Raw genomic sequence first — 16,209 nt, 5'->3', positions numbered from 1 at the left:
TCCTTCTTTTTTATAGTCTAATTACTTCGTCGAATTGATTTAAAATCTCTTCTTCAAAATGGTGACTAATAGCTAAAATTGTTTTATCATCTTGTTGTAATATGTTTGTTCAAATTTGCTTACTAAATTCTTTTTCAATGTTGTCTAATGCTTCATCTAAACATCAAATATCAAAATCATCATATTTTAACCTTGCCAAAATTAGTCTTTGTTTTTCACCTTCAGATAAAGAATTTTCATCAAATTTTTCATCCAACTCTAGTTTTTTAATTTTAAATTCTTCTATTAATTTATTTACTTTTTCTAAATCTGGGTTTTCATCTCACATAACTATATTATTTAAGAATGTATCATTGAAGATTGTGTTTTGATTATTGATTAAACCTATATTTTTTAAAGTATTTTTAGGATTCAAGTCTTTTAAATCAATTTCATTATTTATAAAAATTGAACCTTCATAATTTTCATCTAAATTTGCAATTAATTTTAAAAGTGTTGATTTACCAGTGCCCGATTCACCAATTATTGCATATTTTTTATTCTTAATAATTTCTAAATTTAGTTTATCAAAAATTATAGTTTTTTCATCAGTCTTATAAGATAAATCCTTGATTGTTATAGTATTTATCTGGTCAATTTCTTCATATTTATATTTTTTAATTTCTTTATTTTCTTCTAAAATTTTAACTAAAGTAGGAGTATATGTAATTAATGGAAAAATTGAGTTAAATAAAAGAGAAAAAGCAGATGAAATAATTATTAAATATGATAATAAAGACAAGAAATTTGAAATGTCTATAAATTTGTAATAAATTAATACTGCTATTTCTGCTATCCCTACTCCTGTAAATAAAAATGAAATTGAAGTAGCTACTGAATTTGCTCAATCTGTTTTTAATTTAAATTTGAAATTATTTGCAAACACATTTTCTGTGTTTTTAAAAATTAATTTATTAAAAATATTTATTTTGTTAAAAAAGTAAAAAACAGAAAATAGAGAAAATGTTTTTACTTGTTTTTGTGCATATTCTTCATATTTTTGCATTAAATTTTGAAATTTTTGTTGAAAGTTTGGAACAATAATTAAGAAGAATATAAAAATTAAAATCTGAGAAAAAATTATTGTAAGAAAAATTATTCAAGATCATTGGTTTAATACAAACATAAAAATAAGAGGAATTACAAATGAAGAAATAAACTTAAATAAATAATTATGAAAGACTTCTAATAAAAGCATTGATGACTCTAAATAATCATTAAATAAAGCTACAGTTTTATTTCTTTGTTTAGAAATTTGTAAATAAGTTTGATTGGATAAATTAGTAATAATAGTTTCTTGTAATAATTTATAAGTTTTTCTAGTTACTGAAATCTTTAAAAAAGTTAAAATTCATTGAAGTAATATAGAAAAAAGAAGAGAAAACAAACAAATTAATAATCAAGGTATAAATTCTTCAAATCTGATTTGATTTAAAAAATAATCAATTATAAATTTATAAGAAAACAAATTCAATGATAAAAATGCTACAAAAAGATTTTGTAACATAAAGATAAGGATATTTTTGTTTCTGTCAAATGTTAAAATTTTTATTATTTTCATCATTATCTTTCTATTGTATTTTTATTGCTGTATTATTACACACAAAATGGTAAAACGGATTCTTGCAGCTTCTTGTTCTATTTCAACAATATTATCTTGAATAACAATATCTTTTAAAGCATCAATATCATCTAAAGTTGAAATTGAAAAATTAGATAGTTTGTTAACATCTAATAAAGTTTTCATAAAATTTCCTCCTTTCTTTAATGTATTGATAAACATTTTACATTATTTTTTTTTTTTTTTTTTTGCAATTGCCTTTTTTGTGAAAAATGATTTTTCACACTTGAATAGAGGGTAAGGTTGAAAACCTGTTTGAATATGCCTCAGAAGGAGGAACTCCTTCTACAGCTAATAAAAGTTTTTATGCTAATGAAATTCCTTTTGTAAAAATTGAAGACACTAACCAAAAATATATATTAAAAACTAATTCATACATTTCAAAACTAGGATTAAATAATAGTTCCGCTTGATTGATTCCTAAGAATAATATTATTTTTACTACAGGAGCAACTATTGGAAATGTTTCTATAAATAAAATTTTAACTGCAACGAAACAAGGAATAGTTGGAGCAATAATTAAAAAAACTTTTGACTTAGAATATGTTTATTACTTATTATCCTCTAATACATTTCAAGAAAATGTGCGTTTAAATTCTTCTACTGGAACTTTTTCTTCTTTGGCTTTATCAACATTTTTAAATTTACCGGTTGTTATTTTATTAAATAGATTTGAACAAGAAAAAATTTCTACTTTATTTTACACGTTAGATAAAATCGTAAGTCTTTACGAGAGAAAAATTAGTGTGTTGGAAAAGCTTGAAAAGCTTTCTTGATGAATATATTTGTGAAGAAAAATGAAGCAAAACCAAGCATTAGATTTAAAGATTTCAACTATAAATGATCTGCTAAAGAACTTGATAAAGTTGTCAACTCTTTTGGAGGTACATCATTAGAAGAATATTTTAATACTACTGGAAAATACAAAGTAATCAGTATTGGTAGTTTTAATGAAAATAATAATTATAATGACCAGAACTTACGAATTGATTTAAATGAAAAAGTAAAAACTTTATATTAAATAAAGATGATTTAGCTATGATATTGAATGATAAAACTCAAAGTTGCAACATTTTAGGAAGAGTTTTGTTAATCCCTGAAGATAATAAATTTATTTATAATCAAAGAACACAGAGAATAGTTCTTAATAAATTATTTCTCAATCCATTATTTACTTATTTTTACTTAAATTCAAAAGGAAGAGAAGGAATAATTAAAAACGCACAAGGAAACACTCAAGTTTATATCAATTGATCAGCTGTTTCAAACTTAAAAATAATTTTTCCTACATTAGAAGAACAAAAGAAAATTTCCGAGCTTTTAAAGAACTTCAGTTTAACTCACGCACAACTAAAGCGTAAGTTAAATTTAATAAAAACATACAAAAATCGCTCTTAAATAAGATGTTTGTGTAAAAAATATGATTTTTCTTCAAAAAGTACTAAATTTCAAAGAAAAAGGCCATTTTTAGGCTTTTGCTTACGCTTTAGTTGTGCGTGAGTAATATCTATATGAGTTAAAAAATTAGAAATTTGTTCTTGTTCTTCTTTGTTATCAGGAATTATACAGTTAATATTTTTAATCATCTGCACAGTGAATTGAGGTATACTGCCTATAGTCATTATGGTTCTTAAATTAGAATTTTTCAACACATAATAATAAAATTTTACATCTGAAAGTTGGTTGTCTTTAGCTTGTAATAGTCCTGCATTAGAAACACTGAATTTTTCGTTTCTATAAAATATACTCCCTGCTAAAGCTCCTCTTGTAGTTCAGGTTATAAATTCTCCATCATATTTATAATAATTTATAGAACCCATTTTCCCGTTATTCGAAGTTTGTGATGAATATACTGGATATTGCCCTGGATTGTTTTTTATTTCTTGTTTGGAAACAAATCCTCCACCATCTATAATAAAATTATCTTCTATGTTTTTTTGAGTTCATAAAGTGTCAAATTTATTAAATCTGACATTCGGTTTTCCTTCATTTTCCTTTACAAACATATTCTGCAAGAAATATTTTCGAAGCTTCTCAAACAAATTTATCTTTCTCTCATAAAGACTTACGATTTTATCTAACGTGTAAAAAAGTTGACCAATTTTTTGCTGTTCTTCAATTTGAGGAGTTTTTATTTCAATATTTAAAAACGATTTTTTAGATAAATTAAACCTAGAAGTGCCTCCATTGCTTTGGAGAATAATTTTGTTTCTTACAGCATCACTTCTAAATAAAAATGAAGCAAAATGTGGAAATAAAAAATTTGTTTCATTTAATCTATAACCAAAACAAAATGAATTTAAGTAAATTTTTTCATTCACTTTTTCAGTTACAACAGATGACAACCCAACTTCTTGATAAGTTTCAGAAGACATTGTAAATAAAATATCACCTTTTTCAATAACGTTTTGTTTATCATCAGGCTTAATAAAAACTGAAGATTTATCTTTTAAATCAGTATTAAAATTTTTGTAAACATTTAAATAACTAATATATTTTGAATTACCATTTGCAAAATCTTTTTTAGTTTTAGAAGTTAAACCTGAATATAAAAATCCTTTATTTTCAAGTTTCCAACTTTGTCAAGCGTCAGTGAAATTTTTAAATCTGATCTCTGGTACTAATCTTTTTGCTCTAATATAATTCATAATTTCCTTATTTTGATAACATTTTTGCTAGTAAAATTTTTAATGTATAAAAATTATTATTTTAATTATATAAAATAATTAATAATTTAAATCTATAATTTTAAAAATCGACTGAAAAATTTAAAATATATACAAAAAAAGAAGAAAAGTAGACAAATGAAGATAAAAGGTTATCAAAAATCCGTCCCTATTCAATCAAAAGTTAATAAATATAACTCAAATAAAGATGTGATAAATTCTGCTAGAAAACAAGAAAAAGAATGTTTTAAATTTTTAACATTTTTCAATTATCCATTACCTTTTCAAAATTAGAAAATACATATAGTACCTAGAGTAAAAGATTATTCTAAAGTAATAAAATTATTTACACATATTGTCTAAATAATTTTTTAGAATTTAAGTATCTCAAAAATATAAATTAGCAAAGATGTATTCATCAAAAAGTTTAAATCTTTAAATGTATGCTAAATTAATAACTATTTATCCAAAAAATGAAGAAGATTTTAAATTACATATCGAAAATTTGTATCAACTACTAAAAAATACAAAGGAATAAATGTGTAGTAGATAAACAATATAAAAATTCGATTATCTTTTAAGAAACATAACAAATTCGGCAAAATAAATTATTTCGTAATTCCAATGACTTTAAAAAAGAAGAAAATAGAGATTATAAGTATTTAAAAGAAATAGAGAGAGAGAAAATATTTAAAATATTTTTAAAAACATTTTGTATTGCAAAGAAATAATAAGTAAGTAAAAAGCTTTAAAAATGAAGAAAAAACCACTAAATTTTAGTGGTTTTTTAATACTTGTTTTTTAATAAATTAAAAACTAATTTTAATTTAAAATTGTAATTAAACTAGCTCTATAACAGCCATTTTAGCATTATCACCTAAACGTGGAGGTAATTTAATTATTCTTGTATAACCTCCATTACGGTCTTTGTATTTAGGTGCAATGGTTTTGAATAAATATGGCATTATTTCAATACCATCTTTGGTTTTTTCGTGACGTACATAAGCTAAAACTAATCTTCTTGCAGCTAATGTATCTTTTTTTGCTTTAGTAATTAATCTTTCTACATGTTTTCTTAATTCTTTAGCTCTTGGAAGTGTTGTTGTTATTTTTCCATGTAAAATAATTTGAGTGGCTAATGAACGAAGTACATGTTTTCTTCAAGTTGCATCACGACGGTAAATTTGATGTGGATTTGCCATTTTTATTCTCCTTTTTTAAGTTCTAAATTATGTTCTTTTAATTTTTCAACTATTTCTTCTACTGATTTTTTACCCAAGTTTTTAATGTTTTCTAACTCTTCTAAAGTAAGTTCTAGTAAATCAGAAACTTTATAATATTGTGCTCTACGAAGCGCATTTAATGATCTAACTGTTAAATCCAAAGTAGTAAGATCTGCTGAATTTTTCTTTGGTGGTTCTTTTTTTTGCTTTACTTCTTCAAAAAATGATTCAACTTCAGCATCTAAATTAGAAGTATCACTAACTAATTTTAAGTGAGCTATTAATATTTTTGCAGCTTCTGCTAGTGCATCTTTTGCTAAAATAGTTCCATCTGTTTTGATTGAAAATGTTAGTTTTTCTTCAACAATTGGATTTGATGAGTTTAGTTCTGTTGATGAAAAATTTACGTTTTCTACTGCTGAAAAATCAGAATCGACAGCGATTATTTTTCCATATCCTAATTTAGATTCTAATGCTGGACCTAATTCTTGAATTTTTATTTTGTTTGTTTCAAAATCAACAAAACCACGTCCATAAGTTAAAAACATTTCAAATTTTAAAGCTCCAGCTTCAGAAACATTTGCAATTATTTGATCTTTGTTAACAATTTCTAAACCAGCTGTATTTTCTATATCAGCTCCAGTTATTTTCCCTGCTTTTGTCGCTTCAAAAGAAACTACTTGAATTTCATTTTGTAAAAATACTTCTTTTTTGAAGGTAAAACGAAGTTTTTTAAGATTATTTAAGATAGTTACTACATCCTCACGAACTTTATCCTTTACAGAAAACTCGTGATCAACCCCTTCAATTTTTATACCAAAAACAGCAACTGAAGAAACTGAGGATAAAATTGTTCTTCTTAGTGAATTACCCAATGTATTTGCAAAACCACGTTCTAAAGGTTGTAATTCAAATGTTGTTTCAAAATCAGAAAGATGTTCTGCTTTATTTTCAATGTAGTACACTTTTGCACTTTTTTTCATTTAGATCCTACTTTCTATCTTTTGGTTAGTCTTTTAATTACTTTTCTTGGAGGTCTTGTTCCGTTGTGTGGAATTGGGGTTACGTCTTTGATTTCGATTACACTAATTCCGGAAACTTCTATTTGTTTTCTTGCTGAATCTTTACCAGGACCTAAACCTTTTAATTCAACTTTAACTTCTTTAATTCCGTGTTCTTTTGCGCCTTCACTAGCTGCAGCTGCTGCTAAAGAAGCTGCATATGGAGTTTTTTTCTTGGTACCTTTGTATCCGATAGCACCTGAAGAAGATCATGCAATAACATTTCCATTAAGATCAGTAAAAGTAACAATTGTATTTTGGTGAGTTGAATGAATGTGAGCAATACCAGTGGTTATATTTTTTTTCTTAATTTTTTTAGGTTTGTCTTTTTTAATTGCCATTATTTAATCCTTTAATTATTTATCCTTTTTACCCATAACAGTTTTTCTAGGACCTTTTCTGGTACGAGCATTTTTTTGTGTTACTTGACCTCTAACTGGAAGTCCTTTTCTGTGTCTGATACCTTTGTAGGATTTAATCTCTATCATTCTTTTGATGTTTAATTGTACTTCACGACGTAAATCACCTTCTGTTGTATACTCTTTTGCTACTTCTCTAATTGCTTGTAATTGTGTTTCTGAAAGGTCTTTAGTTCTGATGTTTTCGTCAATGTTGCATTTTTGTAAAATTTCTTTTGATCTTGATTTTCCGATACCAAAAATATAAGTAAGTGCTATAACAATACGCTTATCATTTGGTATTTCAATATTTAATATTCTTGCCATATTTTACTATCCTTGTCTTTGTTTATGTTTTGGTGAGCTTTTACAAATTACTCTATTTGTGCTTTTACGTTTGATAATTTTACAGTCATTGCAAATCTTTTTAATACTTGCTCTTACTTTCATATTTCTCCTGTTTTAATGATATTTAATAATAAATTATTTAAAACGATAAATTATTCTACCTTTGCTAAGATCGTACTGTGATAGTTCTACTTGTACATGATCTCCGACAATTATTTTAATACGATGTAGCTTCATTTTTCCAGCAACATGAGCTATTACTTTGTGCCCATTTTCAAATTCTACTTCGTATTCTTGAGTATTAAAAACTTGAGTTACTACTCCTTTAAAAATAATTTTATCTTCTTTTGACATCTATTTTTTAATTTCTCCTGTAAGGATTATTCCTTTATTGTTTTTAATTAAAACCATTTGCTCAAAATGAGCTGCGTTTTTATTTGATGCTGCAATAACAGATCAGCCATCTTTTAAAATTTTTACTTTATCTGAATTTTGCAAAATCATAGGTTCAATACAAATTACCATATTATCTTTTAGTTTTACAACATCATTTTTGTTTGGATAATTGTAAATATAAGGTTCTTCATGTAAAGAAGTTCCAATTCCATGACCTGAAAATTCTTTAGGTGTGTATAAATTATTTTGTTTAATTACTTTAAATATTGCATTTGCAATATCTAATGTAGTTGCATCTTTTTTTATTGCATTAAATCCTGCTCAAAATGCATCTTCTGCTACTTGAATAATTTTTTTATCATTGTAGCTAACTTGTCCTACTGCTTTAGTAAAAGCAGTATCAGAGTGAAATCCTTCATAAATCAAGCCTAAATCAATCGAAACAACGTCTGAATCTTTGATTATATATTCATCAGGAATTCCGTGAATTAACTTTTGATTAACACTGGCACAAATTGTTGCTGGAAAGCCTTGGTAGTTTAAAAATGAAGGTTTTGCATTTCGTTTTGTAATCTCTTTAAAAGCGATGGCATCTAATTCTTTTAAAGAAACACCTGGTCTTACGAGATCGTAGATGATTTGTTTTACCTCTGCCAGGAGTTTACCTGCTTTTTTTAATATTTCTATTTCTTGATCTGTTTTTATGATTTTCATAAAGTTTTAATTACTTGGTTTTTTAAAGTTTCTAAGTCTTGATCTGCACTAAATTCAAATAGTAAGTTTTTGTCTTTGTAATATTGAATTAAAACTGCAGTTTGTTGTTTGTAAACATCGATTCTTTTTTTGATTGCTTCAGGTTCATCATCTTTTCTGATTTGAACAATTGTACCATCTTTGTAGCAATATTTATTATCTTTTGCTGGTTTGAATTTTTCGTGATAAGTTGTTGCACAAGTTGGGCAATATCTTCTAAGTGAAAGACGTTCTAAAATAACATTTTCTGAAGCATTTAAATAAACTACTGCATCGATTTTAAAATTATTTTCTTTTAAAAACTCAGCTTGTGAAATTGTTCTTGGATAACCATCTAAAATTATTCCGTTTTCTAAGTTAGCTTTTTGTAAAAAATCGAGAACAATCTCATTTGTAATTTCATCTGGTACATAAAGACCTTGAGCAATAATTTGCTTCATTTTTAAAGCAAATTCTTCATCAGATTTAATTTTTGCTCTAAAAAGATCACCTGTAGAAAGATGTAAAATTTTTAAATCTTTAACAAGTTGTGCAGCCAATGTTCCTTTACCAGAGCCTGGTGAGCCTAGAAAGATTAATTTTAACGATTTAGGATTAGATTGAGTATTTTTTATCATAGTAAGTCTTTATTATTTGCTTGTTTTTTTACGGATTTATTAGTTGAATTCATTGCTTTATCAATTCTTTTTCTCTTAACAATAATTTTTTCAGCATCATAACGAGCTTTTATTTGACTCATAGTCTCAAGTGCTGTGGTTACTAAGATTATGACTGATGTCCCACCAAAAGTAATTTGTTGTGGCATTCCTAGCATTTGTTCAACAGGTTGAATAACACCTAAAATTGTTAAATAAAATGCACTAAAAATTGATAATCTAAAAACAACTCCGATTAAATAATCTTCTGTTTGTTCTCCTGGTCTAATTCCAGGAATAAATGTAGAATTTTTAGCAAAATCTTCTGCTATTTTATCAACTCTAGATTGTTGTAAACCCATTACTATTGAAAAAATTATGTTTACAACAATGAAAATAGTTAAACCAATAGGTTGATTTACTTGCATATGTGTTTGAATTCAGTGTCTAGTAGCTGAAGTATTTGGATCTAAAAAACCTGTAAATAAAGAAGGTAATGAAACTACTATTAATGAAAAAATATTAGGCATAATCCCAGCTGGATTTAGTTTTAAAGGAAGTGTAGAAATTTCTTTAATATTTTTTGACATCCCAGATCCGGTTTGTTGAATTGGAATTTTTCTTTCAGCTAAATAAACAAAAGCTACTATTAAAATCAAGACAAAAAAACCTAATAAGTATGAAAAGTATAAAACTATATCATTGATAATTGAGCTTGAATTTGAAGAATCTACAAAGTATTCAAAAGCAACTTTAAATTGATTTGGTAATCTAACTGCAATACCTGAAAAAATAATTAAAGATGTTCCATTACCAACACCTTTATTTGTAATTTGTTCACCTAAAAATAAAGCAAACAAACTACCTGCAACTAATATAAAAGGAATTATAAAATATTGATAAAAACCAGAATTATCTTCAAGTACAACAAAACGTAATGCTTGATTTCCTATTACAGTTCTTACTAAAACAACAGCTTGAATGGCAGCAATTAAAAAAGTAAGTAATCTTGTAATAATATTAATTTTTTGTCTACCATGTGGTCCTGACTGACTAAGTCGGTGAATTGGCGGTACTAACTTAGTTTGGGCAATTAACATTATTAAAGACGCAGTAATAAATGGTCCGATTCCTAAGGCAACAATGGAAAAGTTTAATAAACCACCACCACCTACAATATTTATAATTCCTAAAAATGAATTTCGATCAATAGCATTTTGATTAACAAGTCTTAGTCCTGGAATAGTTATTGTTCCTGCTACAACGAAAATTGAAAGCATTAAAAGTGTAAATAAAATCTTTTTTACTAATATCTTTTCTCGTCATAAGACTAAAAAAGAATGCTTAAAATTGATGTATTTATTTGCACTGTAGTCAAAAACTTTTCCTAAAATCTTTGTTAAAAATTTAAACACTATTTAACCTCTATTGATCCTCCAGCAGCTTTTACTAATTCTTGTGCTTTAACACTAGCTGCGTTTACTTCGATTGTTAATTTTTTAGATAATTTACCATTTGCTAATAATTTAATTGGTAAATATTTTCTTCTAACTAATTTGTTTTTAAATAATGACTCTAAAGTTACAGTTTCATTATTTTTGTATGTTTTTTCTAAATCTGATAAAGAAATTGTTTGGAAAGTAATTGAATTTACATTTTTAAATCCAATTTTTGGTACCCTTCTGTATCAAGGGTTTTGTCCACCTTCAAATCCTAAACGAACTTTTCCTCTTTTTCTTTGTCCGGATTGTCCTTTACCAGCTTGTTTTCCTTTTCCTGCTGCATGCCCTCTACCTTTACGGTGCTTATCTGGACGAGAATTTTCAGTTGGTTTTAAATTATGTAATTGTATTTTTGACATTTTTATTCCTTATTACTAATTTATTAATTTTGAGTTAATTTTTCAACTTCAATATCTCTAGCTCAAGCAATATCTTCTACTGTACGTAATTTTTGTAAAGCTTTCATTGTTGCATGCACAGTGTTGATTTTAGTTCTAGATCCGTGAGTTTTTGTATAAATATCTGTATAACCAGCTAATTCTACAACAGCACGAACTGTATTAGAAGCAATGATTCCTTTTCCTTTTGGAGCAGGTTTTAGTAATACTTTAGAAGCTAAGAATTTTTCTGAAATTTCATGAGGGATTGTTGATTTGTTAACAATTGGTACAGTAATTAAACGATTTTGTGCGTCTTTAACTGCTTTTTTAATCGCATCTTGTACTTCATTTGCTTTTCCGTGTCCGTATCCTACTTTACCTTTTTTGTTTCCAACTACTGCATAAGCTGCAAATGAAAAACGACGTCCACCTTTTACAACTGTTGTAACACGAGATATGTCGATAATTTTTTCTTCAAATTCTGATTGGAATTGATTTTTATCTTTTTTTACAAATCCAGGTTTTCTTTTAAAGGTTTTTGCTTCATTTTTTGAAGCAGTTGCTTTATCTGAAACTTGTTTTTTATCAGTAGATTCTTTAGTTGCTTGAACTGTTTGAGTGGATTTCATTTTGTTTTGTGTTTCTTGTACTTGTTTTTCGATTTTTTGATTTTCCATAATTAAAACTTAATTCCTTGTTGTCTTAAAGTTTCAGCAAAAGCTTTTACTCTACCGTGATATAAATAACCTGAACGATCAAAGATAAAATCGTTTTGATCTAGTTTTAGTTCTTTTAATTTTGCAGCAAATACTGGTGCAAGAGCTTGAGCTGCTTGAATGTTTCCACCTTTTGTTTTTGCTTCTTTTTTAAGTGTAGTTGCTGAAGTTAAAGTTTTTGCAGATACAGGATCAAAAACGTATGCGTAAAAGTGATTTAATGATTTATAAACACCAATTCTTAGTTTTTGATTTGTAGATAAATTAGAAGTTAGTTTGTTTAAAATTCTTTTATGTTTAACAATTCTAGCTTGATTTCTTGTTTGTTTTGCCATAATTAATTAGCTTTATTTAGAAGCTTTTTTCCCTTCTTTTCTTCTAATAACTTCATCTTTGTAAGCTACACCTTTTCCAGAATATGGATTTGGTTTTCTTTTCTTTCTTATTTGAGCAGCTAATTCACCAACTCTTTGTTTATCAATTCCTTTAATAATTACAACAGTAGGTTTTGGTACTTCTAAGGTTAGATCTTGAGGTATTTCTACTAAAACAGGATGTGAATAACCAAGTGCTAATTCTAAAACTTTATCTTTTAATGTTGCTCTATAACCAACACCTTTGATTTCTAGCTCTTTTACAAATCCTTGAGAAACTCCAGTTAACATCCCTTGTAATAATGAATTTGTTGTTCCGTGTAATTGTTTAATACTTTTTTCTTCAGATGATCTTTTAGTTAATAATGTAGATTCTGTTTTTTCAATACTAATAAAGTTTGAAAACTCTCTTGATAATGTTCCTAATTTACCTTTTATTGTTACTAAAGAATTTTGAATATTTACTTCAACACCAGCTGGTATTTGTAAAACACGATTTCCGACACGAGACATATTAATTATCAAATGTAAGCAATGATTTCACCACCTACATTTTCCTTTCTTGCTTGTTTATCAGTTAATAATCCTTTAGATGTAGAAACTATTACGGTTCCATAACCTGAAACAATTTTTGGTAAATCAGAAGCTGAAGAATAAACTCTTAAAGATGGTTTAGAAACTCTTTTTATTCCTACAATTGAACTTGTATTTCCTTTGTATTTAAGCTCTACATTAATTTCTTTTTTTACTTCTCCAGATACAGTAAATCCTTTTATATATCCTTCATCTAAAAAGATTTGTAAAATTCTTTCTTTTTTCTTTGAATGAGGAATAATAACGTTTTTGTGTTTACGTGTAAAAGCATTTTTGATTCTGGTTATCATATCTGCTATTGGATCTGTTATTATCATATTATCAACTCGCTTTCTTAATACCTGGTATTTGTCCTTTGTGAGCTAATTCACGGAAGCAAATTCTGCATATTTTAAATTTACGTAGTACAGCACGAGGACGTCCACATAATTGACATCTTGTATAAGCACGTACTTTAAATTTCGGATGTTTTTCTGCTTTTACTTTTAATGATTTTTTTGCCATGTATTTTCCTTTATTTTTTATTATGCTTTCTTAGCAAATGGTATTCCTAAGAGTTCTAATAATGCCCGAGCTTCTTTATCTGTTTTAGCTGTAGTTACGATAATTACGTCTAAACCTTTTAATTTACGAATTTTATCAAAACTAATTTCTGGGAAGATAATCATTTCTTTAACTCCTAAAGAAAAATTACCTCTACCGTCAAATGCTTTTGGATTTACTCCTCTAAAGTCTCTAATTCTTGGAATTGAAACATTGATTAGTTTAGCTAAAAAGTCTCACATATTGTCTCTTCTTAGTGTTACTTTTGCTCCCATTGGCATTCCTTGACGTAATTTTCAAGAAGCTAAAGATTTTTTTGCAACGGTTTGGTAAGGTTTTTGCGCTGAAATTAAAGACATTTCGTTCATTACTTCTTCGATAGCTTTTGAGTTAGTAACTTCTTTTCCTGCTGTCATGTTTAAAACTATTTTTTCTATTTTTGGAATTTCCATATCAGAAGAGTAGTTAAACTTTTGTTTTAAAGCAGTTTTTACTTTTGAATTATAGTGTTGTGCTAAAGCGTTCATATTAGATTACCTTCTTTGTAGTTTTTGCTATACGAAGTTTTTTATTGTCTTTAAAAATGTATCCGATTTTTGAAAATTCAGCTGGTTTGTCTTTAGATGCTTTTTTTGTTACAATCGCTACTTTTGAAACGTGAATTGGTCCTTCATAAATTGAAATTGAACCTTCAGTGTTTTGTTGGTTAGGTTTTTTGTGTTTTGTGATTTTATTAATGTCTTTGACAGTAACTGTTTGTTTTTTAGAATTTACAGATAATACTTTACCTGATTTCCCTTTTTCATCACCTGAGATAATAACTACTTCGTCATTTTTTCTAATTTTCATATTGTTCCTTTGTAAAAATTTGTTTATTTTGCTTCATTTTTATAGGATTTTGAAGTTTTATATTCAAATATTTTTATAAAACTTCTGGTGCTAATGAAACGATTTTGGCAAATTTTTGATTATCTCTTATTTCTCTAGCAATTGGACCAAATACCCTTGTTCCTCTTGGTGTTCCATCTTCTTTGATGATAACAACAGCATTGTCGTCAAATCTAATACGTGATCCGTTTTTTCTATTAATTCCGTATACAGAACGAACAATAACAGCTTTAACTACTTGTCCTTCTTTAACAATTCCACCTGGAATTGCTTTTTTTACTGAGCAGACAATTACATCACCAATATTAGAATTTTTCTTAACTGAACCACCTAAATTTCTGATTAATCCAACTTCTTTTGCACCTGAATTATCAGCTACTTGTAATCTTGATTGTTCTTGTAACATTATTTTTCTCCTTTAGAAGATGCAATACTTACTAGTCTAAAAGATTTGGTTTTTGAATATGGACGAGTTTCAGCGATTCTAACTACATCTCCAACTTTAGCTTTTTGTTCTTCATCATGAGTTGCGAATTTTTTAACTTTTTTGAATCTTTTTTGATATAAACGGTGTTTTACATAAGTTTCAACAGCAACAATTATTGTTTTTTCATTTTTATCAGAAACTACAACTCCGGTTAAACTTTTACGTGTATTTTGTCTTTTTTGACTTGCATCTTTATGTGATTTGTGATTAAAATGAGACATAATTATTTTCTACCTTTTTCTTGTTCTAATTCTGATTGTCTAATTGCTGTTAAAATTCTTGCTATATCTTTTCTTACTTGTTTGATTTTGTGAGTATGATCTAGTTGTTGAGTTTTGTTTCTAAAACGAAGAGTAAATAGTTCTGATTTATATTCATTTAATAATTTGTTTAATTCTTCAGAATTTTTTTTCTTTAAATCTTTAAATTCCATTATCTTAATTTTCCTTGGTTATTATTCTTCATTTTACTGGTAGTTTGTGTCCACCTAAACGAAGTGCATCACGAGCTATTTCTTCTTTTACTCCACCTACTTCAAACATTACTGTGTTTTCTTTAACAACTGCTACTCATTTTTCAGCTGAACCTTTTCCAGATCCCATTCTTACCCCGATTGGTTTTTTAGTAAGAGAAAGATGAGGAAAGATTCTAATGTTAACTTGACCTTCACGACCCATTCTTCTTGTAATCGCAATTCTGGCTGACTCTATTTGTCTTGCACTAACTCATTCAGATGTTGTAGCTTGTAGACCAAATTCTTCAAATGAAACTTCTTTTCCTCTAAAAGCAGCACGTTTGTCATGTTTTACTCTAAATGTTTTACGGTGTTTTGTTTTTTTAGGTTGTAACATTTTTTATTCCTTTGCGCTTTCTTTTTTAGATCTTGTAGTTCTTTTTGGTGCTTTTGTTTCAGTTAGTTCTTGCTCTTGTGCTTGATTTTGCTTTGCAAATACTTCACCGAGTGAAACTCAAACTTTAACTCCAAGAGCTCCATAAGTTGTTCTAGCTGTTGCTGTTGCATAACTTACATCTTGTCTTAGTGTATGTAATTTCATTTCACCTTCAGAGTATCCTTCTGATCTAGCCATATCAACACCATTTAAACGTCCACTTACTTTGGTTTTAATACCTTTAGCTCCAGCTTTTTGTGCCATTCTAATAGCATATTTTTGAGCCATACGGTATGATCCACGGTTTTCTAATTTAATAGCAATTGCTTCAGCTAATAATTTAGCATCTAAATCTGGTTTTTCAATTTCTACTGCGTCTATATTTAAAACAAGTTTTTTATTTTTAACAAACTTTTTAACATCTTCAATTATTTTTTTAAGATTACTTCCTGCTTGTCCTAAAAATGCTCCAAGTTTTGCTGTGTAAACAACAACTGTTACTTTATTGTCTTGATCACGACGAATTTTTGTATTACCAATTAAATATTCTCTTGTTAGTTTTTCGAAAAAACGGTGAATTTTAACATCTTCTAATAAATTTGATGCAAACTCTTTTTTATCTGCATATCAAATAGCGTTATGTTCTTTAGTAACTCCGTATCTAAATCCATTTGGATTGACCTTTTGTCCCATAA

General features: G+C 27.2%; 28 protein-coding genes. 3 read left to right on the top strand and 25 right to left on the bottom strand.

The annotated features are described in order from the left end of the window. Positions 1 to 10 precede the first annotated feature (10 nt). Together HF996_RS01920 and HF996_RS01915 are read right to left on the bottom strand one after the other, a co-directional pair. Positions 11 to 1,600, bottom strand: a complete 1,590-nt coding sequence (locus HF996_RS01920; RefSeq protein ID WP_168910385.1) for an ATP-binding cassette domain-containing protein — start codon at positions 1,598 to 1,600, stop codon at positions 11 to 13. Positions 1,601 to 1,621: 21 nt separating this feature from the next. After that, positions 1,622 to 1,786, bottom strand: coding sequence for a hypothetical protein (locus HF996_RS01915; RefSeq protein WP_168910384.1), 165 nt, complete (start codon positions 1,784 to 1,786; stop codon positions 1,622 to 1,624). Between the two features lie 86 nt (positions 1,787 to 1,872). Between HF996_RS01915 and HF996_RS01910 the strand changes: the two genes are divergently transcribed. Then, positions 1,873 to 2,556: a restriction endonuclease subunit S gene (locus HF996_RS01910; RefSeq protein ID WP_168910383.1), complete on the top strand. Its 684-nt coding sequence runs from the start codon at positions 1,873 to 1,875 to the stop codon at positions 2,554 to 2,556. A gap of 118 nt (positions 2,557 to 2,674) precedes the next feature. Next, positions 2,675 to 3,058 (top strand): restriction endonuclease subunit S, encoded by a 384-nt coding sequence (locus HF996_RS01905; protein ID WP_334199186.1) that lies wholly within the window; start codon positions 2,675 to 2,677, stop codon positions 3,056 to 3,058. On the opposite strand, the gene HF996_RS04080 is transcribed toward HF996_RS01905, so the two are convergent. Next, entirely contained in the window at positions 3,055 to 4,308 is a 1,254-nt protein-coding gene (locus tag HF996_RS04080) for a restriction endonuclease subunit S (RefSeq protein WP_254427741.1), read from the bottom strand. The genes HF996_RS01905 and HF996_RS04080 overlap by 4 nt on opposite strands. 156 nt (positions 4,309 to 4,464) lie before the next feature. On the opposite strand from HF996_RS04080, the gene HF996_RS01895 reads away from it, so the two are divergent. Beyond that, positions 4,465 to 4,620 carry a hypothetical protein gene (locus HF996_RS01895; RefSeq protein WP_168910382.1) on the top strand — a complete coding sequence of 52 codons (156 nt, stop codon included), beginning with the start codon at positions 4,465 to 4,467 and terminating at the stop codon, positions 4,618 to 4,620. A 545-nt stretch (positions 4,621 to 5,165) separates the two neighbouring features. Here the strand turns inward: HF996_RS01895 and rplQ are convergent. The 22 genes from rplQ to rpsC all read right to left on the bottom strand — a co-directional run bounded on the left by rplQ (position 5,166) and on the right by rpsC (position 16,207). Next, positions 5,166 to 5,528 carry a 50S ribosomal protein L17 gene (gene rplQ / locus HF996_RS01890; RefSeq protein ID WP_168910381.1) on the bottom strand — a complete coding sequence of 121 codons (363 nt, stop codon included), beginning with the start codon at positions 5,526 to 5,528 and terminating at the stop codon, positions 5,166 to 5,168. A gap of 2 nt (positions 5,529 to 5,530) precedes the next feature. Then, on the bottom strand, positions 5,531 to 6,532 hold the full coding sequence (locus HF996_RS01885) for a DNA-directed RNA polymerase subunit alpha (protein ID WP_168910380.1): 1,002 nt from the start codon (positions 6,530 to 6,532) through the stop codon (positions 5,531 to 5,533). A gap of 14 nt (positions 6,533 to 6,546) precedes the next feature. After that, a complete protein-coding gene (gene rpsK, locus HF996_RS01880; RefSeq protein ID WP_168910379.1) occupies positions 6,547 to 6,951 on the bottom strand; it encodes a 30S ribosomal protein S11 in 405 nt (134 codons plus the stop codon). A gap of 15 nt (positions 6,952 to 6,966) precedes the next feature. Further along, positions 6,967 to 7,335 carry a 30S ribosomal protein S13 gene (rpsM, locus tag HF996_RS01875; protein WP_168910378.1) on the bottom strand — a complete coding sequence of 123 codons (369 nt, stop codon included), beginning with the start codon at positions 7,333 to 7,335 and terminating at the stop codon, positions 6,967 to 6,969. 6 nt (positions 7,336 to 7,341) lie between these two features. Further along, positions 7,342 to 7,458, bottom strand: coding sequence for a 50S ribosomal protein L36 (rpmJ, locus tag HF996_RS01870; RefSeq protein WP_013302496.1), 117 nt, complete (start codon positions 7,456 to 7,458; stop codon positions 7,342 to 7,344). A 33-nt stretch (positions 7,459 to 7,491) separates the two neighbouring features. Next, complete coding sequence (gene infA, locus HF996_RS01865; RefSeq protein ID WP_168910377.1) at positions 7,492 to 7,710, bottom strand: translation initiation factor IF-1; 219 nt, start codon at positions 7,708 to 7,710, stop codon at positions 7,492 to 7,494. Next, a complete protein-coding gene (gene map / locus HF996_RS01860; RefSeq protein ID WP_168910376.1) occupies positions 7,711 to 8,466 on the bottom strand; it encodes a type I methionyl aminopeptidase in 756 nt (251 codons plus the stop codon). Then, positions 8,454 to 9,122 (bottom strand): adenylate kinase family protein, encoded by a 669-nt coding sequence (locus HF996_RS01855; RefSeq protein WP_168910375.1) that lies wholly within the window; start codon positions 9,120 to 9,122, stop codon positions 8,454 to 8,456. Before HF996_RS01855 ends, map begins: the two co-directional genes overlap by 13 nt. Continuing rightward, a complete protein-coding gene (secY, locus tag HF996_RS01850; protein WP_168910374.1) occupies positions 9,116 to 10,555 on the bottom strand; it encodes a preprotein translocase subunit SecY in 1,440 nt (479 codons plus the stop codon). The genes HF996_RS01855 and secY overlap by 7 nt, the downstream gene beginning before the upstream one ends. Continuing rightward, on the bottom strand, positions 10,555 to 11,001 hold the full coding sequence (gene rplO, locus HF996_RS01845) for a 50S ribosomal protein L15 (protein ID WP_168910373.1): 447 nt from the start codon (positions 10,999 to 11,001) through the stop codon (positions 10,555 to 10,557). The genes secY and rplO overlap by 1 nt, the downstream gene beginning before the upstream one ends. Positions 11,002 to 11,024: 23 nt before the next feature. Next, a complete protein-coding gene (gene rpsE, locus HF996_RS01840) occupies positions 11,025 to 11,699 on the bottom strand; it encodes a 30S ribosomal protein S5 (protein ID WP_168910372.1) in 675 nt (224 codons plus the stop codon). Between the two features lie 2 nt (positions 11,700 to 11,701). Beyond that, positions 11,702 to 12,073, bottom strand: coding sequence for a 50S ribosomal protein L18 (gene rplR, locus HF996_RS01835; RefSeq protein ID WP_168910371.1), 372 nt, complete (start codon positions 12,071 to 12,073; stop codon positions 11,702 to 11,704). 12 nt (positions 12,074 to 12,085) lie between these two features. Then, positions 12,086 to 12,625, bottom strand: a complete 540-nt coding sequence (rplF, locus tag HF996_RS01830; RefSeq protein ID WP_168910370.1) for a 50S ribosomal protein L6 — start codon at positions 12,623 to 12,625, stop codon at positions 12,086 to 12,088. Between the two features lie 5 nt (positions 12,626 to 12,630). Next, positions 12,631 to 13,023, bottom strand: coding sequence for a 30S ribosomal protein S8 (gene rpsH, locus HF996_RS01825; RefSeq protein ID WP_013302210.1), 393 nt, complete (start codon positions 13,021 to 13,023; stop codon positions 12,631 to 12,633). Between the two features lies 1 nt (position 13,024). Beyond that, a complete protein-coding gene (locus HF996_RS01820; protein ID WP_168910369.1) occupies positions 13,025 to 13,210 on the bottom strand; it encodes a type Z 30S ribosomal protein S14 in 186 nt (61 codons plus the stop codon). Between the two features lie 20 nt (positions 13,211 to 13,230). Beyond that, positions 13,231 to 13,776, bottom strand: coding sequence for a 50S ribosomal protein L5 (gene rplE / locus HF996_RS01815; RefSeq protein WP_168910368.1), 546 nt, complete (start codon positions 13,774 to 13,776; stop codon positions 13,231 to 13,233). A gap of 1 nt (position 13,777) precedes the next feature. Further along, entirely contained in the window at positions 13,778 to 14,098 is a 321-nt protein-coding gene (gene rplX / locus HF996_RS01810) for a 50S ribosomal protein L24 (protein WP_168910367.1), read from the bottom strand. A gap of 73 nt (positions 14,099 to 14,171) precedes the next feature. Beyond that, on the bottom strand, positions 14,172 to 14,543 hold the full coding sequence (gene rplN, locus HF996_RS01805) for a 50S ribosomal protein L14 (RefSeq protein WP_168910366.1): 372 nt from the start codon (positions 14,541 to 14,543) through the stop codon (positions 14,172 to 14,174). Continuing rightward, positions 14,543 to 14,845 (bottom strand): 30S ribosomal protein S17, encoded by a 303-nt coding sequence (gene rpsQ, locus HF996_RS01800; protein ID WP_168910365.1) that lies wholly within the window; start codon positions 14,843 to 14,845, stop codon positions 14,543 to 14,545. The genes rplN and rpsQ overlap by 1 nt, the downstream gene beginning before the upstream one ends. Positions 14,846 to 14,847: 2 nt before the next feature. After that, entirely contained in the window at positions 14,848 to 15,057 is a 210-nt protein-coding gene (gene rpmC / locus HF996_RS01795) for a 50S ribosomal protein L29 (RefSeq protein ID WP_168910364.1), read from the bottom strand. A 4-nt stretch (positions 15,058 to 15,061) separates the two neighbouring features. Continuing rightward, on the bottom strand, positions 15,062 to 15,475 hold the full coding sequence (rplP, locus tag HF996_RS01790; protein ID WP_168910363.1) for a 50S ribosomal protein L16: 414 nt from the start codon (positions 15,473 to 15,475) through the stop codon (positions 15,062 to 15,064). Positions 15,476 to 15,478: 3 nt separating this feature from the next. Further along, the gene (rpsC, locus tag HF996_RS01785; RefSeq protein ID WP_168910362.1) at positions 15,479 to 16,207 is read right to left on the bottom strand and encodes a 30S ribosomal protein S3; all 729 of its coding nucleotides are present in this window, start codon (positions 16,205 to 16,207) and stop codon (positions 15,479 to 15,481) included. Positions 16,208 to 16,209: the final 2 nt, after the last annotated feature.

The sequence above is a fragment of the Mycoplasma sp. 1654_15 genome (assembly GCF_012516495.1).
Taxonomy (GTDB): Bacteria; Bacillota_I; Bacilli_A; order Mycoplasmatales; family Metamycoplasmataceae; genus Mesomycoplasma.
Note: the sequence above shows the minus strand (reverse complement) of the source record. Positions and strands in the feature narration are given on the sequence as shown.